The 26,412-nt window shown below is 71.1% G+C and carries 26 protein-coding genes; 17 read left to right on the forward strand and 9 right to left on the reverse strand.

Translation table 11 applies throughout. The features are described 5' to 3' along the window. The 9 genes from AC27LF_RS35920 to AC27LF_RS35960 form a co-directional block, all read right to left on the reverse strand. A partial coding sequence (locus AC27LF_RS35920) for a hypothetical protein (RefSeq protein WP_487227827.1) occupies positions 1-308 on the reverse strand: 308 nt, incomplete at its 3' end. A gap of 12 nt (positions 309-320) precedes the next feature. Next, the gene (locus tag AC27LF_RS35925) at positions 321-821 is read right to left on the reverse strand and encodes a hypothetical protein (protein ID WP_479660615.1); all 501 of its coding nucleotides are present in this window, start codon (positions 819-821) and stop codon (positions 321-323) included. Between the two features lie 89 nt (positions 822-910). Further along, complete coding sequence (locus AC27LF_RS35930) at positions 911-3,265, reverse strand: hypothetical protein (RefSeq protein WP_479660616.1); 2,355 nt, start codon at positions 3,263-3,265, stop codon at positions 911-913. A gap of 110 nt (positions 3,266-3,375) precedes the next feature. Continuing rightward, a complete protein-coding gene (locus AC27LF_RS35935; protein ID WP_479660617.1) occupies positions 3,376-3,855 on the reverse strand; it encodes a conjugal transfer protein TraB in 480 nt (159 codons plus the stop codon). An 11-nt stretch (positions 3,856-3,866) separates the two neighbouring features. After that, entirely contained in the window at positions 3,867-6,050 is a 2,184-nt protein-coding gene (locus AC27LF_RS35940) for a hypothetical protein (protein ID WP_479660618.1), read from the reverse strand. A gap of 514 nt (positions 6,051-6,564) precedes the next feature. Further along, positions 6,565-7,125 carry a hypothetical protein gene (locus AC27LF_RS35945; protein ID WP_479660619.1) on the reverse strand — a complete coding sequence of 187 codons (561 nt, stop codon included), beginning with the start codon at positions 7,123-7,125 and terminating at the stop codon, positions 6,565-6,567. Between the two features lie 83 nt (positions 7,126-7,208). Continuing rightward, a complete protein-coding gene (locus tag AC27LF_RS35950) occupies positions 7,209-8,987 on the reverse strand; it encodes a coiled-coil domain-containing protein (RefSeq protein ID WP_479660620.1) in 1,779 nt (592 codons plus the stop codon). A 58-nt stretch (positions 8,988-9,045) separates the two neighbouring features. Further along, entirely contained in the window at positions 9,046-9,465 is a 420-nt protein-coding gene (locus tag AC27LF_RS35955; protein ID WP_479660621.1) for a hypothetical protein, read from the reverse strand. Between the two features lie 109 nt (positions 9,466-9,574). After that, a complete protein-coding gene (locus tag AC27LF_RS35960) occupies positions 9,575-9,961 on the reverse strand; it encodes a hypothetical protein (RefSeq protein WP_479660622.1) in 387 nt (128 codons plus the stop codon). Positions 9,962-10,552: 591 nt separating this feature from the next. On the opposite strand from AC27LF_RS35960, the gene AC27LF_RS35965 reads away from it, so the two are divergent. From AC27LF_RS35965 to AC27LF_RS36045, 17 genes are all read left to right on the forward strand, one after another. Then, positions 10,553-11,332: a GntR family transcriptional regulator gene (locus AC27LF_RS35965; protein ID WP_479660623.1), complete on the forward strand. Its 780-nt coding sequence runs from the start codon at positions 10,553-10,555 to the stop codon at positions 11,330-11,332. Between the two features lie 3 nt (positions 11,333-11,335). Then, positions 11,336-11,902: a GNAT family N-acetyltransferase gene (locus tag AC27LF_RS35970; protein ID WP_479660624.1), complete on the forward strand. Its 567-nt coding sequence runs from the start codon at positions 11,336-11,338 to the stop codon at positions 11,900-11,902. A 669-nt stretch (positions 11,903-12,571) separates the two neighbouring features. Then, positions 12,572-13,864, forward strand: a complete 1,293-nt coding sequence (locus tag AC27LF_RS35975; protein ID WP_479660625.1) for a hypothetical protein — start codon at positions 12,572-12,574, stop codon at positions 13,862-13,864. An 87-nt stretch (positions 13,865-13,951) separates the two neighbouring features. Next, positions 13,952-15,349, forward strand: coding sequence for a replicative DNA helicase (dnaB, locus tag AC27LF_RS35980; protein ID WP_479660626.1), 1,398 nt, complete (start codon positions 13,952-13,954; stop codon positions 15,347-15,349). 22 nt (positions 15,350-15,371) lie between these two features. Further along, the gene (locus AC27LF_RS35985) at positions 15,372-15,845 is read left to right on the forward strand and encodes a hypothetical protein (RefSeq protein ID WP_479660627.1); all 474 of its coding nucleotides are present in this window, start codon (positions 15,372-15,374) and stop codon (positions 15,843-15,845) included. Beyond that, positions 15,842-16,132 carry a hypothetical protein gene (locus AC27LF_RS35990; RefSeq protein WP_479660628.1) on the forward strand — a complete coding sequence of 97 codons (291 nt, stop codon included), beginning with the start codon at positions 15,842-15,844 and terminating at the stop codon, positions 16,130-16,132. The genes AC27LF_RS35985 and AC27LF_RS35990 overlap by 4 nt, the downstream gene beginning before the upstream one ends. Further along, a complete protein-coding gene (locus AC27LF_RS35995; RefSeq protein ID WP_479660629.1) occupies positions 16,125-16,421 on the forward strand; it encodes a hypothetical protein in 297 nt (98 codons plus the stop codon). Before AC27LF_RS35990 ends, AC27LF_RS35995 begins: the two co-directional genes overlap by 8 nt. 678 nt (positions 16,422-17,099) lie before the next feature. Beyond that, positions 17,100-17,558, forward strand: a complete 459-nt coding sequence (locus AC27LF_RS36000) for a hypothetical protein (protein ID WP_479660630.1) — start codon at positions 17,100-17,102, stop codon at positions 17,556-17,558. A gap of 79 nt (positions 17,559-17,637) precedes the next feature. After that, the gene (locus tag AC27LF_RS36005) at positions 17,638-18,024 is read left to right on the forward strand and encodes a hypothetical protein (RefSeq protein WP_479660631.1); all 387 of its coding nucleotides are present in this window, start codon (positions 17,638-17,640) and stop codon (positions 18,022-18,024) included. Positions 18,025-18,110: 86 nt separating this feature from the next. Continuing rightward, positions 18,111-18,680: a hypothetical protein gene (locus tag AC27LF_RS36010; protein ID WP_479660632.1), complete on the forward strand. Its 570-nt coding sequence runs from the start codon at positions 18,111-18,113 to the stop codon at positions 18,678-18,680. A 134-nt stretch (positions 18,681-18,814) separates the two neighbouring features. Continuing rightward, positions 18,815-19,306 carry a hypothetical protein gene (locus AC27LF_RS36015; RefSeq protein WP_479660633.1) on the forward strand — a complete coding sequence of 164 codons (492 nt, stop codon included), beginning with the start codon at positions 18,815-18,817 and terminating at the stop codon, positions 19,304-19,306. A gap of 81 nt (positions 19,307-19,387) precedes the next feature. Next, positions 19,388-20,140: a hypothetical protein gene (locus tag AC27LF_RS36020; protein WP_479660634.1), complete on the forward strand. Its 753-nt coding sequence runs from the start codon at positions 19,388-19,390 to the stop codon at positions 20,138-20,140. 181 nt (positions 20,141-20,321) lie between these two features. Then, positions 20,322-20,999, forward strand: a complete 678-nt coding sequence (locus tag AC27LF_RS36025; protein ID WP_479660635.1) for a hypothetical protein — start codon at positions 20,322-20,324, stop codon at positions 20,997-20,999. A 94-nt stretch (positions 21,000-21,093) separates the two neighbouring features. After that, positions 21,094-21,969, forward strand: a complete 876-nt coding sequence (locus AC27LF_RS36030; RefSeq protein WP_479660636.1) for a phosphoadenosine phosphosulfate reductase domain-containing protein — start codon at positions 21,094-21,096, stop codon at positions 21,967-21,969. A 152-nt stretch (positions 21,970-22,121) separates the two neighbouring features. Continuing rightward, positions 22,122-22,766, forward strand: coding sequence for a hypothetical protein (locus tag AC27LF_RS36035; protein WP_479660637.1), 645 nt, complete (start codon positions 22,122-22,124; stop codon positions 22,764-22,766). A 569-nt stretch (positions 22,767-23,335) separates the two neighbouring features. Then, positions 23,336-24,991: a DNA cytosine methyltransferase gene (locus AC27LF_RS36040; protein ID WP_479660638.1), complete on the forward strand. Its 1,656-nt coding sequence runs from the start codon at positions 23,336-23,338 to the stop codon at positions 24,989-24,991. Between the two features lie 161 nt (positions 24,992-25,152). After that, on the forward strand, positions 25,153-26,379 hold the full coding sequence (locus AC27LF_RS36045) for a helix-turn-helix domain-containing protein (RefSeq protein ID WP_479660639.1): 1,227 nt from the start codon (positions 25,153-25,155) through the stop codon (positions 26,377-26,379). Positions 26,380-26,412 lie beyond the last annotated feature (33 nt).

The raw sequence follows: 26,412 nt of genomic DNA on the forward strand, positions 1-26,412 counted from the left end.
ATCTGCATCTCCATGAGTTCCTGGCCGCGCTGCTCGTTGGCGCGGGCCCGCTCGGCGGCGAGCGCGTCGCGCCAGCAGGGCCAGCACCAGGGGCGCAGCTCCTCCAGCGGCGCGGCCGCGTTCTGCACATCGGTGGCGTGCGGGGTCTGCGGTGCGGCCAGCAGGGGCTTGTTCTTGCCGCTGCTTGTGGCTTTGCACTGCTCGCCGTCGCCCGGGTGCCTCTTGCTGTCGCCACAGGCGCCGTGGCAGGCGCAGCGCTCGCCGTGCTGTTCGAGGACGGCGGTCAGGACGTTGCCGGGTCGCTTCACGGTCGGTTCCCCTCAGCGGTCGAAGTGGTTGCGGGTGCGGGCGATGACGCCGCGGGTGTGGGTGTTGATCTCGCTGTTGTTCTGGATGACCGTGCCCTCGTAGTGCTGGTGAATGACGGGAGGCGCGGCCTCCACGACCTCCTTGGCCCGGCGGACCAGGCGGCAGAGAGCGAGGACGACGACCGTGGGAGCCCCGAGGACGATGCCGCAGACGACCGGGTCGGCGTACTGGGACAGGTACATCAGGATTCCGGCGGACACGCTGACCATGGACACCGATCCGGCGCCCGCGAGCATCAGGACGCTGGCATCGGTGGCGCCCTGGCTCATGGGGGCCCGGCCGTCTTGCTGGACGGGCGGGGCGTAGCCGATGGCGGGCACGGGCGCCACGTCCTTGTAGCGGGTGGCGACGGGGGCGTTTTGGCTGTAGCCCTCGGCGATGAGGCGAGCGGCTTCGGCCTCCGCCTCTGCCTCACTGAGCGCGCGGCCGGCGGGACGGTCGGGGTGGTTCACTGGGCTGGCTCCTTCGATGCGTTGGGGGAGTGGGCGGGGGACCGGCCGGTCTTGGCGGAGTAGCCGGTCCCCTGCCGTTTCGAGGGGGGTCAGGGCAGGCGGTAGACGCCCTTGCCGAGCGCAACGAGGCCGCCTTCAGCGGCGAGCGTGCTGACCTCGTTGTTCACGCTGCGGGTGGCGGGGCCGCCCTCGGTGCCGCAGCCGACGGCGGTGCGGATCTCCTTGAGCGCCAGGCCCTCGGGGTGGCCCTGGAGCGCGGCAAGAATCCGCTCGCGGATCGTCGGGGCCTTCGCCTTGGCGGCCGCCATGGGCGACGGCGCTTCGGGGAGTTCCTCGGCGTCCTGCTTCTTCTTGGCTTCGTCGGCCTCCAGGAGGTCTGCGACGCGCTCCAGCTCGCTGTTGAGGGCGTTCATGTCGACTCCGCCCCGGAAGGACGGACCGCCTGTGGCTTTTCCGGCGGCCGCGGTGCCCCGGTGGGCGTACGCGGCGCCGGCGGCGCGGGCTTCCTCCGGGGTGAGGGTCGGCATCGGACGGCCGTCCATCAGTTCTTCGAGCTGGGGGTAGAGGCCGTTGACCTTCTTCAAGACGAAGGTCCGGAAGAGGATGGCCTTGCCCTCCGTGATGAGCCATCCCATGCCGGGGGTCGGCACGCCCTCGGTGGCGGCGGTGCCCTCGAACAGCTCCTTGGCCCCGGCGCCCTCGTAGATCCGCTCCGGGATGGGGGAGACGTGCGCGCCGATCGGCGCGATGCCGTCCAGGCCCATGCCCTGAGTGGAGGAGGAGGCGGTGCGCAGCAGGAAGACGTGGCCTTCCTTGCCCTTCTCGCGGATCTCGTGGTTGTCGCCGAGTTCCTTGAGGTGCAGGGACTGGACCGCGAGGTCGACGCCGATGCCGACTTTCTGGCCGGTCTTCTGGAGGTCGCCGATCATCCAGGCGGCTTCCTTGCGGACATCCTGGTCCAGGGAGGAGAGCAGGCGGTTGATCTCGTCGCCGGTCCACTGGATCAGGCGCCACCGGCCGTGGAAGTCGAAGTCGCCGCGGCCGCGCGAGTGGGCCTCGCGGTACTCCTTGACCGCGTGCAGTGCGCGGAGTTGCTGCATCGTCTCCTGGGGGCCCTTGGCCATCCAGTCGATGCGGCCTTCCATCTCCGGCATCGACATGCCGCCCTGGACGTCGGCCATCCAGGAGATGACGCCCGAGATCCGCTGTGCGGCGCCGAGGATGCGCATCAGGCCCGACTTGCCCGCGCCGGTGGTCCCGGCGGTGATTCCGTGCTGGGCGCGGCCGGTGTCGAAGTTGAACAACTGGATGCGGGCGACCGTGCCGTCGTGGGCGACGCCGATCGAGATGCGCCCGCGGTCGTCCATCGTCAGGTCCTCGACCGTGGGGGACCGGACGTGCAGGAGCGGGTTGGCCCGGTAGATGTAGACGACCGCTTCGCGCGGGCCCGCGCCCTCCATGACGAGGCGGGAGATGTCGTCAATCCCGAGCGCGGAGCACAGCGCCTCGTGGTTGACCCGCAGCGTCTTGCCGCGCGGTGCAGCGATCCGCAGCCGGATCTGGTCCTCGCCGATCGCGTACGCGACCAGGTCGACGCCGGGGGCGGCGCCGCCGGTGCAGTTGACGTGTTCGGCCCAGATGCGCTCCAGGGCAGCGCCCGGGTCCTCTGCCTCGACCTCCAGGGCTTCCTGTACGCGGCGGGCCTCGGCGAGGCGGGGCGCGACCTGGATGGCGAGGCGGCCCGGGCCGTAGCCGTCGACCGCCGCGGTGCGGACCGCGTCGACCGGGACGTCAAAGACTCCGGCGATGGCCCGCTCATCCAAGGTGCGCGGCACGGTGTGGCCGGGGGGAGCCAGGACGATCGCCTCGAAGTCCGGCTCGGTGGGGTCGTACTGGCGGATGCCCTCCAGGGTGGTGTCCCCGGTGGCCTTCGACTGGTTCCACAGGGCCCGCATGTGGTCCGCGAAGGTGACCGGCTCCGCGTCTACGACGTCCGACTCACCGGCGAGGACCGGGAGGTTGTCGACGGCCCGCTTCAGACCCTTGGAGCGAGTCCAAGGCGTCATGGGGATCATCACGGCCGTCCAGGCGGCCGCACCCAACATCGGCCACCCGTTGGGGTATTCGAAGACCGGGACCAGCAGACCGCCGGTGTAGGCGGCCGTCCAGCCGAGCACGGGCAGGGCCCGCAGCGACGAGGTGAGCCGTCGCGCCCAGTCCTCGGTGTCGCTGCGCTTCCACAGGCCGACGCCGGTGAGGGCGCCGGTGGCCAGGGCCGCGCCGTGCGCCCACCACGGAAGATGCATCTGCGGGCCGACGGCGGCCCAGGTGCCGGCGGCGCCGTACACGGTGCGCTCCGCCCACGCGAGGCGGCGGGCGGTCTTGCGGGTCAGCCCCCGCTCACCGGCGGCGGCATCGGCCTTTACGACGTCGGTCGTCGTCATCGTCATTTCCCCTCCGGGAGGAAAGACGGGAGGGGCCCCGGCGAATTCGCCGGGGCCCCTCCCGTGGGGGCTTTCCGCCCCGGCGCTGTCGCGTCCGGGCGGCTATTCGGTTACTTGACTTCGTTGAATCCGGGCTTGGGCTGCTGCACGCCCATGGACTGCACGACCTCGTAGCCTCCGCGGTATTCGCCCTCGTGGGCGTCCGCGAAGCCCTGTGCGTCCGTCTGCATCTCGTCGGCGGCATTCACCAGGTCGCCCGAGGCTTCGGCGACTTCCCGCAGCGAGGTGGCGCCCTCCATGATGAGAGCGGTGAAACGCGGATCGACTTCCGCCGCGTCACACATCTCCGACATGTTGCTCGCCTTATCGGCGTTGCGGCGAAAGAGTCCCTGGAGAACCCAGATCTTCTCCTTGAGCCACAGCGCCTGCGCGGCAAGCGCGGTGACGGCAAGCCCGAGGCTGAGGAAGCCCAGGTTGCTGTCGGGGATCGCCGGGAGGTTGTCCCCGCTGTCGGGGACCGCGGGGACGTAGCTCTCGCGGGGGACGATCTCCCCGGACACGACCTGACCGGGCATGATTTCTCCGGACACGAGGTGACCTCCTAGTTCTCGTTGTGTACGCGAGCGGCGGGGGTGCGAAGGCCCGCGTCCGCGGTCGCCTGGGTGAGCGGCCGGTACGCGTCGTCCAGCTCGGTCTTCGCGGTTTCGCAGGTCTCGGCCGCGTGGAGCGACTTGATGGACATCTCCTCGGCCTTGCGGGAGAGGACCTCCATCGACTCGGCGAGCTTGCGCATCGCCCAGGCGGTGAGGGTGCCGAGGATGTTGTGCTTGGCGGCCAGCCGGGCGGCCACATCGTCCAGCGCGTACATCAGCTCCTTGGCCTTCACGGAGAGCTGGAGGCATTCGTCGTGCGCGGCGAAGGCCTCCGAGACCACCTCGTCCAGGAACTCGGTGACGTCATCGAGCGTCACCTCCGTCGCGTGCTCCGGGTTCATGCCGCCGTCCATAGCGGTCGTGACGGCCCCGGTCTTCACAGCGGGCGAGTTGCCCACGGGCGCCTCCTTCGTGTTCGTCGTGGTGCTTCCGGCGGGGAGGCCGCGGGCCCCGGTGGTCAGGGGCTCGCGCGAGGGGGCCTGGTAGCCGGGCGGGAAGACCTGCCCCGCCGTCCACACCTCCTGTTGCTGCGGGTCGGTGTCCCGCATGGAGTCGTAGGCGCTGCGCCGTTCTCCGCGCGGCGGCGGGGTGTAGAACTCCCAGCCGCTCTCCGTGGAGTCGGCGGCGCCCTCCGCCTTGGCCCTGGCCCGTTCGCTCGCGCGGCGGGCCCGTTCCTTGCGGCTGGCCTTGCGCCGGTCGGCGGGACCTGTGCCCGATCCGGAGCCGCGCGTCTTCTTCTTCGACTTCGGCTTCACCCGGACCTTCTTCTTCCTGCCGGGCCCGGAGGCCTTCGTGCCGCCGCCCGGCTTGGACTTCTTGGTCAGGTCGACCTTCGGCCCGGCGCCGGTCGCTGAACCGCCGGCGGGCTTCGGCTTCTTCGTGAGGTCGACCTTCGGCGCGGTCCCCGGCTTGGGCTTCTTGGTCAGGTCGACCTTCGGCCCGGCCGGTGTCGCCCCGCCGCTGGGGCCTCCCTTCTTCGACTTCTTGCGCTTGACCGTGGTCAGCACCGGCGGAGCCAGGTTCTTCCGGCGCTTCTTCAGTCGGCGCCGCGCCGCCTTCGCTACGGCCCGCCCGAACGTCGCGTCGGCGGCCGCCGCGGTCTCCTTCTTCTTCCGGCGGGCCTTGGCCCGGGCCTTGCGCGCCTTCTGCTTGGCCTCGAACCGGTCCTGGCGGACCTGCTCCTTGCGGGCTTGTTTCGCGTCGGCCCGAGCGTTGCGGACCCGGTCCTTGGTGTCCTGCCGGGCGTCCGCCGCGCGGGTCTTGCGGTCGCGGGCGGCGTCCCGGTCCTTGGCCCGGTTCTCCGTTCGGGCCGCCTGCCGGTCTGCGCGGCGCTGGATCTTCGCGCCCTGCCGTGTCGCCGCCCGCTCCTGTCGGCCACGAGCCCTCTCTAGCGCGGGGCTGGACTTCTTCGAGCTGGGGGACTTGCCGCCCGAGGGCGACTTGATCCCCGACCCCGAGCCGCCGTTCTTCCCGGTCGAGCCGTTCTTGCCGGAGCCCGGCGGCTTCGAGCCGCCCTTGCCCTTGGTGCCGAGGGAGCCGAGCCCCCCGGACGTCTTCGGCGAGTTCTTCTTGCCGCCCGGCGTCAGGCCGGTGCCAGACCCGCCCTTACCGCTGCGGCCCGGCCCGGTTCCGCCGGCGGTGCCCTTGCCACCGCCCTTGCCACCGCCTCCCATGAGGGAGCCGCGGCCGCCACCGAGGGCCTTGCGGCCGTATTCCTGGCTGGAGGGGATGGACTTGCCGCGCTTCTGCGCTGCCTTGTCGCCGATGCTCTGCATGGCGAGGGCGTGCTTGGCCATGGCCTCCTCGCCCGCGAGCCGGTGCTTGAGGCGAGCCTCGCGCAGCGGGGCCAGTTCCTCGGCCCGCTCCTGGCGCCGCTGGCGCCAGTCCGTCAGCGCCGTCGCGGTACCCCGGAGTGCGGCCAGTGCGATGGCCAGGGTCGCCGCGAGACCGAGGGCTGCGACGCCAGGCCCGTCTGCTTCACCGTCGTCGTCCTGGCGGGCGGGCGCCGCCCCCTCCGAGCGGAGAGCGACGGTGCCCGTCGGCCCGGACGCGCCGGGAGTCGGCGGGAGTGCCGGGGTGAGGTCGGCCAGGGAGTCGGCCACCGACCGGCGACGCCGGGCGGGGACGACCATCCCGCCGTCGTCCGTCTCCGGCGGTTCGGCGGGAGGGGCCGGGGGCGCCGGGGGAGGGGCGCCCGGGATCGGGGGGAGCCCCGGCGGGGCACCTCCCCGAGATCGGAAGGAGACGACGTTGCCGTTCCGGTTGTCGTCCCGAGGGTCATCAGCCACGTGCTCTCCAGGGTTGACAGAGGGTGACCGGATGAGAGATCCTCGCGCGCCCGCGCGCCCGTGCGCCCGCGCGCCCGCCTTGACCCCCCAAAACCGGTCCGCCCCCGGGTGATGATGATGGTGATGACGCTTACGCGCCGTGACTGCCGTCGTGACGGCCGGTCCAGTTCTCCAAGGTCCGCGCGAGGTCATTCCACAATTCCGGATTGGCCTTGCAGAGCGCGCGAGCCCGGTCCCACCAGGCGTCCGCAAGACCCGCGTCGCCTCGCGCTTGGACCTGCCGGGCCTGCCGCTCCGCCCAGTGGGCGGAGCGGCGGGCCTGGCGGACCTCGGAGATCGAGGGCACCTGCTGCACTGATCAAGCTCCCTTGCGGTCGAACAGGTCGTTCACGCCCCGGACTGTGGTGCGCCCTCCGGGCCCCTTACCGGTGTCCTGACCTGCGGTTTCGTCGCCCGACTCGGTGTCGCCGTCGGGCCGGGCCGCCATCGCGGCGACCGTCTTGTTCAGCGACTTCGTGGCGAAGGTGTTCACCTGATCGCGCCGGTTGGCCTTGGCCTGGGCCTTGGCCGCCCGCTGACCGGGCAGGGCGGCGACGGTGCGGACGTGGTCCGCGTACGCGGTGCGCAGGCCTTCCGAGGCCTGCGCCGCGTCCCGCGAGGCCTTGACCAGGCGGTTCAGGTGCTTCTCGACCTTCCGGGCCCGGCGCCGGGCCGACCACTTGCCGTCTCCCTCCACGTGCTGGGAGCGCAGAACGGCCTGGAACATCGCCCGGGCCGCCTCGTACTCGCCGTGGTCGTCGTTGTGCACGCGCTGCCGGTCCAGCGTCCAGGTGGTCAGGTGGTCCAGGTTGAGCAGGGGCCGGAACTGCGCCGGCACCCGGTTCAGGACCTCGTTGTTCATGTGCTCGATCTCGGGCACGGGGTGATCTCCTCTCGGGGGAAGGGGCCCGCCGACTCTCGGGGGCAGTGGCGGGCCCGGCCCGCGACGTACGACGCCGCGCGTCAGCGAGCGGCGAGGTGCTTCTCTCGGTCCGCGGGGCTCAGGAGTCCCGCTTCATCCAGCAGCCGTACGGCCCGGTCGCGGTTGCAGCCGACGGCCGTACGGGCGGCGTTGACGGTGACGAACCCGTCGGCCCCGCGGGGCAAGTCCTTCAGGATCTGGATCGCCTCTTGGTCCGTACGGACAGCCGCCGTACGGCCGCCCGTACGGGGGGCGGGCGTACGGGCCGTACGGGTCTTCGCCGTACGGGTCGCCGTACGGTCCGTACGGGGTGCGTCCGTACGGCCCGCCGTACGGTCCGAGTTCGGGTCGGCCGTACGGTTCGGCTCGGCTGCGTCCGTACGGTCCGAGTCGCCCCGTCCGGCGGACGGGTCGACCGTGTCCGCCGCGGCCTCGGCGGGCGCCGTCTCCTCGTGGTCGTTCTCCAGGAGCCGGTGGACGCGCCAGACGATCGCGACGACGACGAGGACCGCGACGACGATGAGCCCGATGCTCGGGTGCGTCTTGCCGTGGACCACCGTCACGCCGTGGCCGGTCATGTCGGCCACGTGGTACGTGATGTTGGTGGCGGCCATCAGCCCGAGCGCGTAGGGCACGTCCTTCTTCATGCGGAAGGCCGTGACCGCGTAGACGTCGAGACCGAGGGGGAGTGCCCACCCCATGTCTCCGAGCGGAGTGTTGCCCAGCCCGACCATCCGGGCGAAGGCCCACTCGCCGGAGGCGGTGAGGACGATCACGGCCGCGAGCGCGACCCAGATGCTTCCCTGCTTGACCATCTCCCCGCGGTCCCGGGTCCGCTTGAGCTTCGCCGCACGCTTCTCGGCGACGCGCCGGGCCTCGCGGGCGGCGTCCAGCTCGCGCTTGGCTTCCGCGAGCGTGGCATCCGCCTCCTTACGTACTGCGCCGGCGGCGGCCCGGGCTTCCTTCTCCGCCTCCTTGCGCAGCTCCTCGAACTCAGCCGCGAGTCGAGCCCGCCGCGCCTGCCGTTCCCGCTCGTGCTGTTCGCCGAGCTGGCGGAACTCGGTTTCGATCTCCGCCCGAGCGGCATCCACCTCCGCCCGGTACGCGGCGAGGTCGGCGTCGATCTCCGCCCGGCGCACGCTCAGCTCCTCGTCCAGGGCGAGCCGGGCCGACCGGCGGGTCAGGTCCAGCTCCGAGTCGAGTGCCGCACGGGCCGTTCGGATCTCCACCGCTTGGTCCTGCGCCTCACCGACGATGCGGGCGGCGTCATCCAGGGCCTTGCGGTAGGCGGCCTCAGCCGAAGTGCGGCGCAGCTCCACCAGGGCGTTCGCCCGGTCCTCCGCCTCGGCGAGCACGATGCTCACCTGCTTCTCGGCATCGGCGAGCAGGCTTTTGACCTGCTCCTCGGCGGCCGCCATGACCTCCTCGGTCTCGGCGGCCGCGGCAGTCCGGGCCTGATCGAGGATCGCTTCCGCGTCGCTCCGGGCACCGGCGCGGATCGTGTCCGCGTCGACCTCGGCGCGGCGCAGCCGCTCCCCGACCTCCTCGGCGGCCTCCACCAGGACGCGCTTGGCGTCGGTGGCGGCCGCCCGGCGGATCTGGTCCACCTCGTTCTTGGCGGCCTGGATCAGCGCCGCCGCTTCCTGAGCCCCGGTCCACCGGGCGCCGTCGATCACGTCGGCGGCGCGGTCTCGGAGATCCGCGTCCAGGGCCTCGCCGTCTTCCCGCGCCTCCGGCGTCGGCGGCGAGGCCGCCGCCTTGGCCGGGCGGCGCGGCGTCGTACTCCGGGCGTTGCGGGCAGTTGACCTACGGGCCCCCACACCGACCTCCTTTCATGCAGGTGGCCGCCTCTCGGCGGCCACCTCGGTGTTCGGTCCGTCAGCCCTGTACGAGACGGGCGGCCTTGCGCCCGACGACGTTGGCCGCGCGGGAGACCGAGTCGAAGACCCGGCCGACGTACTCGACCAGCGCGTGGTCACCGGACCGCTTGCACGCGGACTCGGCGTTCGAGCACCGGTCGTCCAGCCAGTCCATGACCACGTTCAAGTGCTGCGAGACCCGTTCCTGCGCCGACCACAGCAGCTCGGCGAGGGCGTAGACCGGCATCGTCGCCGCGGTCCACATCAGCAGCGTCAGCCGCAGGCGGAACCGGGCCAGCGGGCCGGGGGCGTTCACGACGACGAGCAGGTCCAGCAGGTGCTCGAAGTCGTCGGCGGACCAGTCGTCCATCGGCCCGTGCTGGTCGTGGAAGTTCTTGACGGCCGTCTTCTTCGGCCGGGTGAGCAGGCTGATCGTCACCGTCGTCCTCCGATCTTGGTCATTGCCTGACCGTGTCGCTGCAAGTCGGCCTGAGCTTTCTGTCGGGCTTCCTCTGCCTTGCGGGCCGCCTCAGCGGCATCCGCGGCGCTCACAGCAGGTGGGAGGGGTCGGCGGCGGCGGTGCCGGTCAGCACGGCCAGTTCCTCGGCGGTCACCCACTCCTGCGGGATCAGGACCCGCAGGGTGACCGTCCCCTGGCACATCGAGCCGGTGACGACGAGCTTGCCGTTGGGCAGTTGGCCGGGCCGGGCGTTGTCGATCTCCTCCAGCAGCGCCGGCAGGACCTTCACCGCGTCCGCGGTGACCTCGATCGTGGCGACGATGCGCGAGGGCGCCACCTCGAAGGCGACGCTCACACCGAGGCGGGCCAGGTTCTGGACCGACTCGAAGAGGGGGAAGGCGTCGGCGACCGCGTCCTGAACGTCCTCGGCGATCCCGGTGGACGACAGGGGCAGGTCAGCGGGCATCATGGTCATGCGGATCGGTTCCTTTGCTGGTAGATCCGTGGACCCCCGGCACACAGGCGCTGCAATCGCCGTGTCGGGGGTCGCGCCGTACGGGGGACGACGCGGTAGGCGAGCGGGGACTCGAACCCCTGTCTCCGGAGAGCCCGAACCAGTCGGGCACGCCCCTCATGACCTGTGCCTTTGGAGTGCCGCCGGGCAGCCCTCTCATGGAGAGCGCCCGGCGGCCATCCGGCCCAAATACTCATCTCTTGGCACGCTGTTCAGTTCTCAAGTGACGTTCACCCCCGCCCCGGCCTGCCGTCATTCGACGGTGGTTCCGTGCTGGTCAGACCAGCTCTGGCGGTGCGCTTTCGAGCAGTTCAAGCAGGTCAGGAGGCATGACGAATACACCTCCCCCGACCACTTCCCTAGTTAACTGGGGAAGATGGAAAGACCGTACGGCTTCACCAGGCAAGCCGTCAACAACCAAGACCCAAAACGGGTCTGACGGCGTGTCACTGCAACTGAAATGGCAACTCCTACCTGCGGAAATGGAGTCGGCACCCAAAGAAGTTCCATCCCGGGCTAGCTTCACTAGACAAGCCGGGTACTCTGTTCCGCATGACAACCCGCCAGCCAAAGAAGCGGATGGGGGCGAAAGACATCGCCGCTGTCCTGCGTTCGCGCATCGACAACGGCGTCATTGAGCGCCAGCTACCGCCAACTCGCGTCCTGGTAGCGGAATTCGAGACGAGCGCCGAGACACTTCGGCAGGCCGTCGGAATCCTCCGCGCCGAAGGACGTGTCACCAGCCAGCAGGGGAAGGGCGTCTTCGTTCGGCGGGTCGAGCCGATCGAATTCGCCATGCACCGGTTCGAACACGGCAACCGTCGCGACGACGTCGAGAACGGCATAGACGACTGGAAGGCCGCGATCCTCGAACTCGGGCGGGTCCCCAGCCAGGACACCCCCACCGTCAGCGTGGAGCGCGCACCGGCTGACATCGCGAAGGAGCTTGGCGTCGAGCCTGGAACCTTCGTCGTGGCCCGCCGGCGAACCCGCCGCGTCGACGGCGAGCCGTTCCAGCTCGCCGACAGTTGGTTTCCTACCGAGGTCGCATTCGATACGCCTCTCATGGACGAAGAGGACGTCACCATGCCGGGAGGCATCCTCGCCAACATCAAGGACAGGCAGTACGCCCAGGCGCGCAAGGTGGACAAGCTGCGCGCGTGGACCCTGACTGCCGACCAGGCCGTGCGCCTCGGGCTCCCGACCGGCAGCACGGTTCCCGTCCTGCGACACATCCGAGTCGGCTACAACTCGGCCGGAACAGCCGTCCGCTGCATGGTCACCATCGCCCCTGGTGACCTCAATACGCTCGTCTACGAGATCGAGGACTGACCCTTGTCACAGCTCATCTGCCCGGCTTCCCCGGACGACTCCAACGCCCTCATGAAGCTGCGGATCGAAGCCGAGGAGTGGCTTGCCAACGCGGGCATCGACCAGTGGCGTTCGCCCGGCTTCCGCGATCGAGCCCTGGCCAAGTGGCAGGTTGACATCGCCGAGGGGCGCACCTGGGTGGTCCCGGATGCCAACGGCGAGTTGCTCGGGACCATCACCCTGGCTCGTCCCGACGCAGACTTCTGGACGAGGGCTGACGACCCCGAGTCGGCGGTCTATGTTGCAAAGCTCATCACGGCTCGCTCGGCGGCCGGTCAGCAGCTTGGGGGCCGACTGCTCGATTGGGCCGGGGGCATCGCACGCGACCGGGGGCTCCCGTGGCTTCGGCTGGACGTCTGGCGCGACAACGCGAAGTTGCAGAGCTACTACCTGCGCGAAGGGTTCGAGCACGTTCGTACCGAGGCGCCGTCCCACCGGCTCTCGGGCTGGATGGCCCAGCGCCCTTCGTCGCTCGTTCTGCACCCCGACGCACCCCTGTGCGCCGCCGACACACCGGGTTTGGCAGGCTGACCACACAGGAGCCCTCGGGGGAGGACAATGCGCGAGACGCACGACGCCCCTCCCGAGCGCACCGGGAGACACTGCGCAGAGCGGCAGCCGATTGTGGTGGTCGGCGCCGCACTGATCCGAGTAGCCGCAACCGCGGTGAAACCAACGGAACCAGGAAGGCACCACGATGACCCGTACTCAGCACCCGTCTTCGCCGCAGCAACACACCGGCAGCTCGAAAATGCGTTCAGGACTCCGGTACCAGCGGTGCAAGATCGAAGGATGGCCAGTCATCCGCAGCACGTCCACCGGCGGGTATGTCCTCGGCTCGCTGCGGCCAGCACGAGCCCCCTAAAACGTCGATGGCCGCCCTGCTTGCCACAGCAGAACGGCCATCTAGATCGACTCCCAGCCTCCACAGCTTGAGTCGTAGGTCGGCGATGACGCCGGGGCCCGAGCCTTGCCACAGGCCCGAGGTCACCACTCCCAGGATAGAACGAGAAGCGACCAGCACGCAGCAGCGTGTCCCAGCTCACCGTCTCTTTACCGTCACTTGCCGGTCTGCGACTCCCCAAACCTTCAGGGGAGACCCCAGACAATGTTCCAGATCCACCCAACGACACGCAGTGTCGCGACGCCGACCCTCTCGGTCGCGTCGGCTGCGGACTTCACCGCTGAGGCGGTGTCGCCGTGAAGCGCCCGCAGAAGGCCCTGGCCGCCGCTGCCGCCGTTCCGGGCGGCGACGAAGAGTTCGAGTTCTCCGGCACCATCACGGACTACTGGTCGTACACCATGGTGCGCGACTACGTGATGCTCATGCCCGGGATGACCCACACCGCGTACCGGCTCTACAGCCTGCTGCGGTCGATGATGACCGAGGCCTCCCGCCGGCCGCGGAGCGGCATGCGGCGCATGACGATCGACCAGTTGTGCTGGCTGCTGCCCGGGCCGAACGACAAGCCCATGTCGGTCAGCGCGATGTACGAGGTCCTGAAGACCCTGGAGAACCTCAACCTGGTCGTGCCGAAGGACTCGGTGGAGCTCGCGGGCATCACGAAGCTGAAGGGCAAGGCGCGGGCCGCTCAGGGCATCAGCCGCGGGTTCACCGTCAACGACCTCCCGCCGGGCGCCGCCCACTTCGGTTGGCGGAACGCATGGGACAAGTTGGACGCGTACGACCCGGACTGGCGGAACAACCCTCCGCAGCCCCCGACGCACCTCACCGAGGTGGAGACCTCACCGAACGGCCAGACGCTGGCCCACGTGCGACTGGTGGACGCCCAGGGCAAGCCGTTCCAGAAAACTGGAACGCCCCAGGTCACGGACGATGAGGGCCCCTCATTCCAGAAAACTGGATCGCCCTTCCAGAAAACTGGAACGCCAGCCCAGATTTCTGGAACGGATCTTCCCCTGACCAGCGAAAACGATCACCCTCTAAGAAGCTCTCTCAAAGAAGCCTCTCTCTCTGGTGACCCGGGTGCCCCAACGGACCCCACCGTCACACCCGATGCAGGGACGGAACGAGGAGAGGAGAGTTCGGCTTCGCCGCAGAACGACACCGCCCCCTCGGCTGCCGCCGAGGAGCCGGACACCCGTGACGGCCTGCGGATCGCAGAGGCCTGGATCGAGTCCCGCCAGAAGCACGGGCACGGTATTCCGGCCCGCGGCCGGGCCGCCATGGTCCGCGAAGCCACCGCTCTCCTCGCTGAGGGCATCGACGCCGACTACCTGATCGCCGCGGCCACCGACATGGGAAGCCGGGCCAACTGGTACAAGCTCGCGACTCACTTGGAGAAGTTCGTCCCGCCGAAGACTGTGCCCAGCCAGCGCCCCGCGCTGCCCGACTGGTGCGGCAAGTGCAACGACGGCATCGAGCCCCGTCAGCCTGGCCAGCGGATGCGCGAGGACGACGACGGCCGCCTGGTCCGGTGCGAGTGCCACCCGAGCCACCCCAGCAACGCCAAGGCGTCGGTGCTCACCTAGACCCTCCGCAGCACAACGGCGGCAGGGGAGCCCGTGGAAAGGCCCCTGCCGCCGCTCGAATCACCCAGTTCAAGAAGGGATTCACTCATGAGCGTACCCACTCAGCACGACGGTATGGAGGACGGCAGCGGTTCGCTGTTCGATGAGGCGCCGGGCACCGTCCCCTTCGAGCGCGTCCCGCCGAACGACGTGGAGAGCGAACAGTGCGTGCTCGGCGGCATGCTGCTGTCGAAGGACGCGATCGGCGAGGTCACCGAGACCGGGGTAACCGCTGAGGCGTACTACCGCCCGATCCACGGCACCATCCATGACGCGATCATGGACATGTACGGCAAGGGCCAGCCTGCCGACCCGATCACGGTCGCGGCGTACCTGACGAAGTCCGGCGACATCGAGCGGATCGGCGGCGCGTCCTACCTGCACACCCTGGTGCAGACGGTACCGACGGCGGCGAATGCCGAGTACTACGCCGGGATCGTCATGGAGCGCTACAAGCTCCGGCGCCTGGTCGAGGCGGGCACCCGGATCGTGCAGATGGGCTACGCCGCCGAGGGCGAAGTCGCCGACATCGTCAACGCCGCGCAGGCCGAGATGCAGGCAGCGGCGCAGCTCGGCGCCGGCGGCGGCCTGGAACGGGTCGCGGAGCTGGACGACATGCTGGAGGAGTACCTCGTCAGCATGGACGCGCCGCCGCCCGAGCGCCTGCCCCTGCCGTACCGGGACCTTCAGGCGATGCTTCCGATGGAGCCCGGCGACCTGGTGGTGATCGCAGCCCGCCCGGCGATCGGCAAGTCCGTGGTGCTGCTCGACATCGCCCGGCACATCGCGATCGAGCACCGCAGCCAGGTGCTGGTGTCGTCCATGGAGATGAGTCACTCCCAGCTCATGGAGCGGATCATCGCGGCCGAAGCGCGCGTTCCCCTGAACCGGGTCAAGGACCGCGAGTACCAGAACGACGACCGGCAGCGCATCCACGACGCGGCGCTGCGGATCGGCGGTTCGCCGTTGGTGGTGGACGACGGTCCGGCGGCGACCATCGTGCGGCTCCGGTCGCGGCTGCGCTGGCTCCAGGCGCAGGGCAGGCTCCCGCGCGTCCTGGTGGTGGACTACCTCCAGATCATGAAGGCCTCCGGTAAGAGCGGGCAGAACCGGACCGGCGAGGTGGACGAGATCAGCCGGGGCCTGAAGGAGCTGGCCGGCGAGTTCAGGATCATCGTCATCGCGGCGGCTCAGCTCAACCGCGAGGTCGAGAAGCGCGAGGACAAGAAGCCGATGATGGCCGACCTGCGTGAGTCGGGGGCGATCGAGGCTGAGGCCAACGCGATTGTCCTGCTGCACCGGCCCGACGCGTACGACAAGGAGCACGAGCGGGCGGGCGAGATGGACCTGATCATCGGCAAGAACCGGCAGGGGCCGACGGGCACCGTCACCGTCGCCTTCCAGGGGCACTACGCCCGTGCCCGCGACCTCGGTACGGGCTTCTGACCTCCGGAAAGGGGAATCCGACATGATCGCCACCGACGTACGGAACAGGTTCGTCACCGAGTCCCGGGCCCGACGCATCGCCGACCGCTGGAACGCGGTCTACCCCGCGATGCGGACCATCCTGGACGCCGTGATCAAGGCACAGCGCGGCGCCGAACGGCCGACGGTCGACGTCGCCCGCCTGGAGCGGGTCCGCCGCGAGATGGGGCAGCAGGACCGGGGCAGCTTCAAGGCCTGCACCCGCAGCCCCGGCGCGTTCAGCATCTACGACGCCTTCGCCCAGGTCCGCGAGGTGGTGGCCGTGACGTCGATCGGCCACGCGGACGCCAGCGCGATCCTCCGGCTGTGCGCCGAGCTGGCCGACGCGGTCGCCGAGGTCACCGTCGCCCGCCAGACCGAGTGGGAGGCGAAGCGGGCCACCGTTCCCGCGCAGCCGGTCGACGGCGGCCGCCGTGAACGGGCAGACTCGGAGCTGACTGAGAGGGGCACGCGATGACCGCACAGCCGATTCACCCGCACGAGCCGGAGCGGGTGCCGCGCAACGCCGAGGGCATCGCGGCCGCGCTGGACGGTCCGCGCCGCATGGAGTTCTACCGCGAGCTGCTGGCCGCCGCGCCCGAGGAGGCGGAGGGCGTCCTGCGCCGCTGGTGGTGCGAGGCGATGCTCGACACCGACCCGGCCGGGGACCGGCTGACCGCCGCCGCGCTGGACGGCACGCTTCCCACCACGGCGGTCGCCGAGCTGATCGAGCGCCGCCGCGCGGCGGACCTGCCCGTTGAGTGAGCCGTACGGCGAGGAGCCGGAGGGCCTGCCCTGCGTGTTGTCGGAGGAGGTCACCGAACTCCTCATGGACAAGAACCTGCCCGGCGCGGTGTTCGGCGCGATCGTGGCCGCCACGGTCGTGATCAACGAGACGAGGGGCGAGGTGCCGGGCAGCACGGCGTCGGCGCGGTGGCCGCAGCAGCGGCGCATGGCGCTGGGGGCGGACGGCTCGCTCGGCATCGCCGAGTACGTCATCGTCGCCGACGCCGACCCGCCGCACATCGTCCTCACCCGCGTCCAGCTCTACTGACCCGACCAGCCCGACCCGGGGCCCGGCGAGACATCCGTCCGCCGGGCCCTTCGGCGTTCACGGCCACGGCCGGCGGGATGCTCCTGCTCGAGGAACGACGCTCCGCGCCGTGCCTCGTGCATCCGGCGGTCGCCCGACTATCGGGCCGCTTCACCTCTTAAGAGGTGAGTTCGTGGCGGGGTGGGGGAGCGGGTGCGGGTTCAGGCACGCGGGGGCTCCGCCCCCACACCCCTGGGCCCTCCACAGAGGGGTGGGGGCGCCGTTTTGATCTTGCGGCCCGTGGGTGGTGGGGGGTGTGGGGGTCGGGGGTGTTCCCTCCGCAACGGGGCCCCCGAGGGGACCACAGCCCGCGCCGGGCCGCCAGGCCAAGCCGCCTTCGGCGGTCGCGCGAGCGCGAGCCTGGCACCCCGACACGGCCCGCGGTCGGCTGCGCCTGCCCCGCCGCGGAGGGAACACCCCCGACCGGCCCGTCGTGCGGCGCCCGCCGAGGGTGGTTCCGGGGGTGATCCGGCGCCGGAAAACTCGCCAAAAAAGCCTTCTGAACTGCTGTTTTCTGCGTGCCGGGAGTTGACCTAGGACCCAAAACTTGAGAGTATTAGTTACGTCGGAAGGGGGCGGGAATCCCCGGCCGACAGGCCTCCGGGCCGACACCGATCAACCTCAACGAAGGGACGCACGATGACCCACATCGCCGACGACAGCCCCACCACCCCGGACCGCGCGGCCAAGGCGCGGCTGGCCTGGGAGCTGTACCACGGCGCCAACGGCGGCGAGATCAGCGACCTGATCACCGACCTGATGCACCTCGCCGACGTGGACGAGCACCAGGGTGGCGCCTCGCACGCCGCACGACAGGGCGTGTCCAACTACCTGGACGAGCGGCCCACCTGGGAGCCGACCCCCGTCTACCTGGGGCAGTACCAGCCCGCCGGTCAGGACTGGATCACCGTCGCCGAGGGCGACGAGAGCACCCAGCCCGAGGACGTGGCCGGTTGCCTTTGGTACGTGATGCAGAAGGCGGACTTCCGTACCGCCGAGATCCCGGAGCACGTGAAGGACCTGGCGCGCGGCGCGGTTCTGGTCGCCGACAACGGCACGGCGTTCCGCGTCATCAAGAACCCGGCTCTCTCGATCTGACCTACCCCCGGCGGGGGACGGGGCGGGAATCCCGTCCCCCGCCGGGCCCACCGAAAACGCTCAACGAAAGGCCAGTGGCATGAACCCCGAAATGGACCGCGTCGAATTCCGCGTGGATCTCGACAAGCGGATCGGGACCTACTTCGTCCTCGCCGACGACGAGGGTGTCTACGAGCGGAAGGTCTGGCGGGACGCCGACCGGCCCCAGCGCTACGTGCTGGAGGTACAGCGCGCCTCCGACGACCCGACGGAGCGGTACGTCCAGGGCGAGGACCTGGACGCGGCGTGCCGCGACTCGCAGTCGCCGCTCAGGTTCCTCACCTACGAGGCCGTCAGCCAGGGGCACGCCGCACACCTCGCGCTGCGCGAGTACGCCGAGCGGCAGGCCTTCGAGGAACTCACGGACGTCTTCTACGCCGACGAACTGGCCTTCACCGGCGCCGGGTTCACCGACAGCCCGAACTGACCAACACCCCGCGAGCGGGCGGGGGCGGGAATCCCCGCCCGCTCGCGGGCCCCGGCCACCGAACCACCTCAACAAGGAGCACGAGCATGAGCGCCACCACCCTGAAGACCCGCATCGGAGAGCCGGACATCGAGTGCCGCTACCCGGTGATCATCGGGCAGGACCGCGTCATCGGACAGGCCTACCGCTGGCACCGTGACTGGCTGGTCGTCACCACCGAGGGCGAGCACAACCTTCGCCGCCCGCCCAAGGGCGAGAAGGGCATCGACATGGCCGCCGCGTACCTCGCCGAGGAGTACGCCGCCGGTCGCGTCACCGCCGTCGCGCTGGAGCAGCTCCGCGCCGACGCCCCGAAGCCGCTGAACGGCCCGGTGCCCCTGCTGCACCCCCGGATGCCCGCCAACGACCGCAACACCCAGGGTGCGCTGACTGCCTTCGCCGGACTCACCGAGCACCACTGGCGGGCCGTCCTCCACGGCTTCCCGGGGTCGGACAACCCGTGGTACCTGCACTGCGAACTGTGCGGCTGGTCCGGCGTCCGCTACTGGAGCCACCACCGCGGGCGCAACGGCCAGCCGCCGAGCATCTACCGCCACGACGGCGGGTGCATCGGCGCCGAGAAGGTCCGCGCCCTGATCCCCGCCTACCAGAAGTAGGCCGCCGACCGCCGGGCCCGGAACTCCGGGCCCGGCGGCACCGGCCACCAGACCACCCGGGCGCCGGCGGGGCGGGAATCCCGCCGCCGCCCGGGTCGCACCGAGGAACCTCAACTCCCTTGGAGGGAACCCGCATGACCGTCTTCGAGCCGACCGAGCAGGCCCGCGCCGCCGCCGCCCGCGCCGCCGCCCTCGCGGGCATCGCCCGCCGCCGCACCCTGTTCGCCTCTGCCTGGAACGGCCGCGCGCTGCTCGTGCTCGCCGACCTGCTCGACACTGTCGCCCTCTCCTTCTACGAGGAGGCCCCGGCCGCCGACGGCATCCCGACCGACGCCGACCTCGCTCTTGCCGCCGCCGAGGTCGTGGCCATCGAGACCCCGGGCACCGGCTTCCCGGCCCAGCTCGCGCAGTACGTCACCCACGCCGTCACCCGCCGCCCGCTCGCGCTCCCCGGCGTCGACGGCGGAGAGCGCACCGCCGACGACGCCCGGCTAGTGACCGCGCTGGAGATCCTGCACGGCCACCTCGCCGCGGCCCCCACCGAGGACGTCGCGCAGGCCCTGCTGGAGGCCGTGTTCGCGGTGCACGCCAAGCGCGCCGACCTCACCCAGCTCGCCCGCGGCTGACGCCCCCGCCGCCCGGGCCCGGACACCCCGGGCCCGGGCCGGACACCGACCACCTTCACCCCGACCCCTCCAGGAGATGCCATGACCTCCGTTGCCCCCGTCGACTTCTGGCACATCGTGATCAAGGACGAGCAGATGGGCCCGCTCCCCGCCGACCTGGACCCTGGCCTGATCCGGCCCGCGCTCGCCAAGGCCGTCCGGCCCGGTGACCTGGTCGTCGGCCACATCGACGGCTCACCCCGCCGCCGTTGGGCATGGACCGGCGCCCCGGGGGAGGTCTGCTACCGCGCGCTGCCCAAGCTCGATCCCCGCAACTCCCAGGTCGTCAGCCTCACCGGCCGACTGACGTCCGTCATCGGCCTCAACGATGAGGTGCTGATCGTGCCCGCGACCCTCTACCCGGCCCGCTACCGGCCCGGCACCCGAGTCGAGCGCATGGCCCTGCACCACGAGCCCTTCAAGGGCGCCCGGCAGTGGGAGCAGCGCGGCACCGTCCGCACGGTTGATGACACCGACGGCACGCTCACCGTCCAGTGGGACGGCGACGCCGACACGTTCCGCACCACGCGCGACCTGATCCGCCCCGTCGACCAGGACAGCATCGACTACGACCGGCGCACCTTCGGCTTCACCGCAGGCGACCGCGTCCGCAGCCGGGGCCGGACCGGTGTCCTGCTGGAGATCTACCTGCCCGGCTGGCACACGACGTACCGGGGCCGCGTGCAGTGGGACGCCGGGGTGGAGGAGCCGGGCGAGAGCACAGAGCCCGTCATCGAGCTGACCCGCGCCCCCGTCGAACTGATCACCGACTGGCTCAGCCTGCCGCAGGACTGACCAGCCCGCCGCCCCTCCGGTCCGCCCCCAAGGCGGGCCCGGAGGGGTCCTGATCTGCGGATCAGCTTGACGCGGACCCGAAAACTTGAGAGTATTAGTTACGTCGGAAGGGGCGGGAATCCCGACCGGCACCGGCCCACGGGCCACACCGAGAACGCTCAACGAACGAAGGGCACGACCCATGACCATCAGCACGCCGCGACTCGACAGCCTCACGGCCGGCGGGACCGACAAGGTCTTCAACGGCATCCGTCTCGCCGACGGGAACGTGCTCACCCTCAAGGTCGCCCCCGGCGCCGAGGAGGCGGAGGTCTTCCTGCTCCCGGGCCTGACCGCCCCCGACACGGAGGCCTGGGAGAGCGAGGACGACTGGGAGATCTGGCTGACCGGCGGCGAGTTCGGCGACGGCTCGCTCTACCTGGACGTGCCGATCGAGGCCGTGCGCGACCTGATCGTGGAGCACGGCGGCGAGCACGAGGACCAGGAGCCCCCGTACGGCCCGGAGACGGCGGAGACCATCGCGACCCGCGCTCTCACCGAGCGGGGCATCACCGTCCACCGTGACGACGACGCCGGGAACACGTGGCTGGTCGTCGGACACAACCAGACCCGCAAGGGCTTCCCGCGCATGCTCGCCGAGCCCTACGTCGTGCTCTACCTCTACAGCGACGCCGACGACGAGGAGATCACCGTCAGCCGGGCGCCCGAGACCGGCGACGAGTGGACCGTGCTCGCGGGCGACGGCACCGGCGCCGAGCGCGAGCTGATGACGCGCCCCGCCGACCAGTTCGCCGACTGCGTCGAGGTCATCACCGCGTGGCTCGCCACGCCGCAGGTGACGCCGACCCGGACCAAGTGACCGACGCCAGTCCGGCGGGGGAGCGGGGCGGGAATCCCGCTCCCCCGCCGGGGCCCGGCACGACCACACCGAACACCTCAGCCAGGAGACGACCGTGACGAAGAAGCCCCTCCCGCCGTGCGCCGCCGGGTGCGCCGCCGCCCAGATGGAACTGTTCGCCGCGCCGACCGCCGCGCCGGCCGCGCCCGCGGAGTCCGCCGAGTTCGACTTCGACGCCCACGACGTCGTGATCGTCGGCGACAGCGGCGGCAAGGACAGCGGGGCCACCGTGCACGAGGTGTGCACCCGGGCCGACAAGGCGGGCCAGCTCCACAAGGTCCGCATCCTGCACTGCGACCTCGGGACCACCGAGCGCGGCCACCTGGTCGAGTGGCCCGGCGCGCTCGAAGTCGCCCGCTCGCACGCCGAGCAGTACGGCGTCCCCTTCGCCGTGCGCCGCAGCAAGCTGTGGGGCTCGCTGTGGCAGCGGATTCGCTCCCACGGCAACTGGCCGGGCCATTTCGCGCGCTACTGCACGAGCGACACCAAGACCGCGGTCGGCCGCGACTACGTGGACGAGGTCGGCACCGAGCTGCGGCTCGGGCGCCCGGTCCGCGCCGGGTACGCGATGGGCATGCGCGCCGAGGAGTCCCGGGCCCGCGCCAAGAAGCCGATCCTGGAGCGCAACCGCATGTCCGGCAAGGGCACGCTGCGCGTCGTGACGACGTGGCTGCCGGTTCACCGGCTCAGCACCGAGCAGGTCTGGGAGGTCCACCGGGAGAACGGGATCGAGCACCACGAGGCCTACGACCAGGGCATGCGGCGCCTGAGCTGCCGGGCCTGCCCGCTCGCGCACACCGACGACCTCGTGCGCAGTGCGCAGCTCAACCCGGAGCTGTTCGAGGAGTACGCCGACGCCGAGGCGGACATGGGCCACCAGTTCAAGAAGTCGATCAGCCTGCGCGAGATCATCGAGCGCGCCAAGAGCTGACCGGCCCGGAGCCGGACACCAAGCGGCCCGGCGGGGCGCAAAAGCGTGGGAATCCCGCCGGGCCGTGCGGTCCGGCCACCGAGGGCCCTCAACAGACCCAAAACCGAACCGTCACCATCGTATCTACGACCGACACCACCAGGAGTACACCCGTGAAGACGATCGAGGGCCGCCCGTGGGCGAGCCGTGAGGACCTGATCGCGCACAGCGGCTACAGCCGGGACACGCTGTCGAAGCTGTGGCGCGACCGCCAGGCCAACGGCCACCCCGAGGCCCGCGACATCGACGGCGTGATGCACTGGGACGTCCAGGCGTGGGACGACTGGTTCACCGAGCACCGCAAGCGGCCCCGCGATCTGTCCGGCGTCGACCGCAGCGGCGACCCGGACGAGCAGCTCCCGCCGGTGGGGCAGGCGCGCGTCCTCGGCGTCGACCCGGCCCGGATCACCCAGTACACGAAGAACCCGCCGCCGGAGTGGCCGGAGCCGGTCCGCACCGAGCAATTGACCACCCGCACCCGCGAGTACCGCACCCGCGCCCAGCTCTGGGCATGGGTCGACAACCCGGTCAGCGGGTTCGGCACCAAGGGCGGCCGCCCCTCCGGCCCCGACCCCAAGAAGCGCGCCGCCAAGGCGCAGAGGCCCGACCCGCGCGTCCGCCTGGCCGCCGATGCCCTGGCCGCAGCCCCCGGCCGGAAGACCGCCGACGTGGCCGCCGCCCTCGCCGAGCAGCACGGCCAGTCCGTCGACACCTGGAAGCGGCTCATCACCCAGGCCCGCAAGCAGGCCCAGCAGTAGGCCACCGAGCCCGCCACCGGCCACCTGTCCGCCGGAGCCCAACCACACCTCTTAAGAGGTGAGTTCGGGGTGTGGCCGGTCGGCGCCCGCCGGTCCAGACAGCGGGGGCTCCGCCCCCACGCCCCCGGCCCTCTCTCGGAGGGGGCGGGGGGAGCGCGGTGAAGTGCGGGCCCGTGGTGGGTGATCGGTGGCGGGGTCGGGGGGCTCCCTCCCCGGACGGGCCCCCGGAGGGGACCACAGCCCGCGCCGGGCCGCCAGGCCAAGCCGCCTTCGGCGGTCGCGCGAGCGCGAGCCTGGCACCCCGACACGGCCCGCGGTCGGCTGCGCCTGCCCGACCGAGGAGGGAGCCCCCCGACCGGCCCGGCTTACGGCGTCCGCCGGGGGAGTGGCAGGGGGACGCCTGAAACGCCCTCAAAAAGGCTTCTGACCTGGGGTTTTGTGGGGTATCGGGGGTTGACTCGCACCCTAAAACTTGAGAGTATTAGTTACGTCGGAAGGGGCGGGAATCCCGACCGGCACCGGCCCCCGGGCCACACCGAGAACCCTCAACGACACCAAGGACGTGGCACATGGGAACCACCCATGCCTCCGCCGGCGGGATGCTGAACCTCCTGCGCCCCGCGGCCATCCACCCGGACTACGCCACCGCCGCAGCCGAGCAGGACGCCGAGGACGCCGCCGCCATCGCCGCGGCCGCCGGACACCCCGCGCTGACCGAGTGCCAGACGGCCGCCGCCCTGCTCACCCAGTACGCCGCCCTCAACCCCAGCGAGGAGACCGAGGAGTGGGCGTTCAACGCGGTCGAGCGCATCGCCGAGTGCGCGTACGCCGTGACCGAGGGGTACGAGGAGCGCGTCGAGGAACTCGCCCGCGAGGCCCGCGGCGAGCGCGCCGCCATCGCCCTGGGACGGATCGAGTCACAGGGCCCGGTCACCGCCGACCGGCTCGCCGCCCTGGACGACGAGACCCGCGCACTGCTGGAGTGGTACGCGGCGCCGTTCCCGATCGAGTGGCTTTTCGCGCCCGAGCGCGACTGCTTCGGCCGCATCCTGCGCAAGCGCGTTGTCGTCCTTTTCCACGGCCCCGGAGGCCTCTCCCTGGGACTGCGCGACATCCTCGGCGCGGACGTCGACATCATCGGAATCGACCTGGACGGCGGCGCCGTCGCCACCGCCGTCGCCGCCGGACTGCGCGTCATCCACGCGGACGTCACCGCGCTGGACCCGGAGAACCCCGCGCTCCAGTTCGTCAGCATCATCGCCCTCACCCCGCCGTGCCAGGCGTTCACCCCGAGCGGGCTCGGCAAGGGCCGCTACACCGGCGCCATCGACATCATCTGCCGCGTCATCTGGGAGGCGGGCGCGGCCGCCGGGTTCCTCCCCTGGGAGCACTCGGAGACCGGCTACGCGCCCCGCTCCGGCGACACGTGGGACGAGGTCCGCGCCCCGCTCGCGGGGCTGGAGGACCCGCGCGCCGGGCTCATGGCGGAGGTCATCATCTGGCCGCTCGGGATGCTCGCCCGGCCCGGCAGCATCCTGGAGTGCGTCATGGTCGAGCAGTCCAGCGCACTGCCCCGCCAGATCGAGGACGCACTGTTCGGCGAACTGACGCAGGCCGGATGGCACACCACGGAGGCGTGGACGCTGGACGCCGTCGACTACGGCGCCTCCCACCGCAAGCGCCGGTTCATGGCCGCGCACCGCGGCGCCGAGAAGCCGTTCGTGGACGTCGTCCCGGCCGCCCCGATCCCCGCGCCGACCTTCGCCCAGGTGGTCGGCTGGCCCACCGGCCGGACCTACCTGACGCGCGGCAACCGGCCCGTCGACCCCGCCACCGGCCGGGCCAAGGGCGGCGGCTCGCGCAGCGCCGACCTGCCGTCGACCTGCGTCACCGCGACCGCGTACGGGTGGGCCGACTCCGAGACCGGCGAGACCATCACCCAGTCCGACATCGGTCGCCTGGTCGGCTTCCCCGCCAACTACCCGTGGACCCACGTCGGACGAGGCCGCGGCGTGCGCAACGTCGCCCAGCAGGCGGCGGACGCGGTCTGCCCGATGGTGTCCGCCGCGATCTTCGGCCGCATCCTCGGAGACGCCGACTGGGAGACCAAGGTCCGCGCCTACGTGCACAAGCTGTACGGCATCGACACCGGCGCGACGGTCGCCGAGCCCGAGCAGTTGGACCTCTTCGGCGAGGAGCCCACGCCGACCGCGACGGCGGCGTAGGAGCGCCCGCCCCGGCAACACCAAAGCCCCGGCGGGCCGCTGGAGATCAGCGGCCCGCCGGGGCTTTCCGGTCCCCTTCGGGTACTCGACTCGGAGACCGGGGTCCCCGGATGCTCGCGCACCGGTACCGTCCTGAGTGCGACGTCAGAACGGAGTCCATCATGACGCACGACGCTGAAAATGGCCCGCCCCTCACGTTCGGTCAGCGGGTCCGACGCGAACGCGAGCGGAAAGGCCAGACGCGACCGGTGCTCGCCGGTCTGATCGGCCGCAGCACGGAATGGGTCAAGGCGATCGAGAACGACCGACTCGGCATGCCACGCCTGCCGCTACTCCTGCGCCTCGCGGAGTCCCTCGGCGTGGACGACCTTGCCACCCTCACCGGCGACGAACGTATCGCGGCCGCCACCTACACCAAGGCCGCGCACCCTTCACTGCTGCGCGTGAAGGAGGCCCTGACGACCTACGACCTGCTCACCCGGGACGAGGAGCCCACGCCGGCGGCAGCGCTCGCCACCCGCGTACAGAACGCGTGGCAGGCGTGGCACGGATTCGGCGACCACCGCAGCCGTATCGCCAACGTGCTGCCAGCCCTGCTCGCCGACCTCCAGCACGCGGCCCGCACCCACGAAGGCGCCGACCGGCGCCGGTCCCAGGTGCTGCTCGCGCAGGGCTACCACCTGGCCCAGCTCTACCTGAGCTTCCAGCCCGCTCCCGAGTTGGTGATGCTCACCGGCGACCGGTCCATGACGATGGCTCAGGACGCCGACAGCCCACGCGCCATGGCGGCCTCCGCGTGGTACCTCAACCACGTCTTCCGTGACGCCGGAGAGCGGCACGAGGCGCGCGTCGACCTCGCGATGAAGTCGATCCGGCTGCTCGATCCGGAGCGCGGACCGGAGGACATCGCACTCGGCGGGCTGCTGCACCTGGCCGCCGCCCTGTCGTTCGCCAAGGTCGGCCAGAAGGGCAACGCCGAACGGCACTGGGACAGCGCCGACGCCGCCGCCAAGCGACTCGGTGACGCGTACGTGCACCCCTGGCTGATGTTCGGCCGGGGCATGGTCGACGCGTACGCGATCACCATGAACAACGACCTGGTGCGCTCCGGCGCGGCGGTCGACGCGGCCACGCACATCGACCTCGGCTCGATGCAGAGCGCCACCCGTCGCAGCTTCCACATCATCGAGACGGCCCGCGCCTACAGCCTCGCGGGGGAGTCGGTGGCGGTCGTGCACCTGCTGAAGAAGGCTTACGAGGCGAGCCCGGAGACGGCATGCTTCAACCTCTTCGCGCGGGGCGCGGCAGCGGAGTTGGCAGAGGGCGGAAGCGCGATCATCCGGGACGACGCCCGCGGCCTCGCGCGTCAACTCGGCGTGGCCGCCTAGGGGTACAACTTGTACCCCTCCGCAAGGGGGTAG

The sequence above is a fragment of the Streptomyces diversicolor genome (assembly GCF_057537855.1).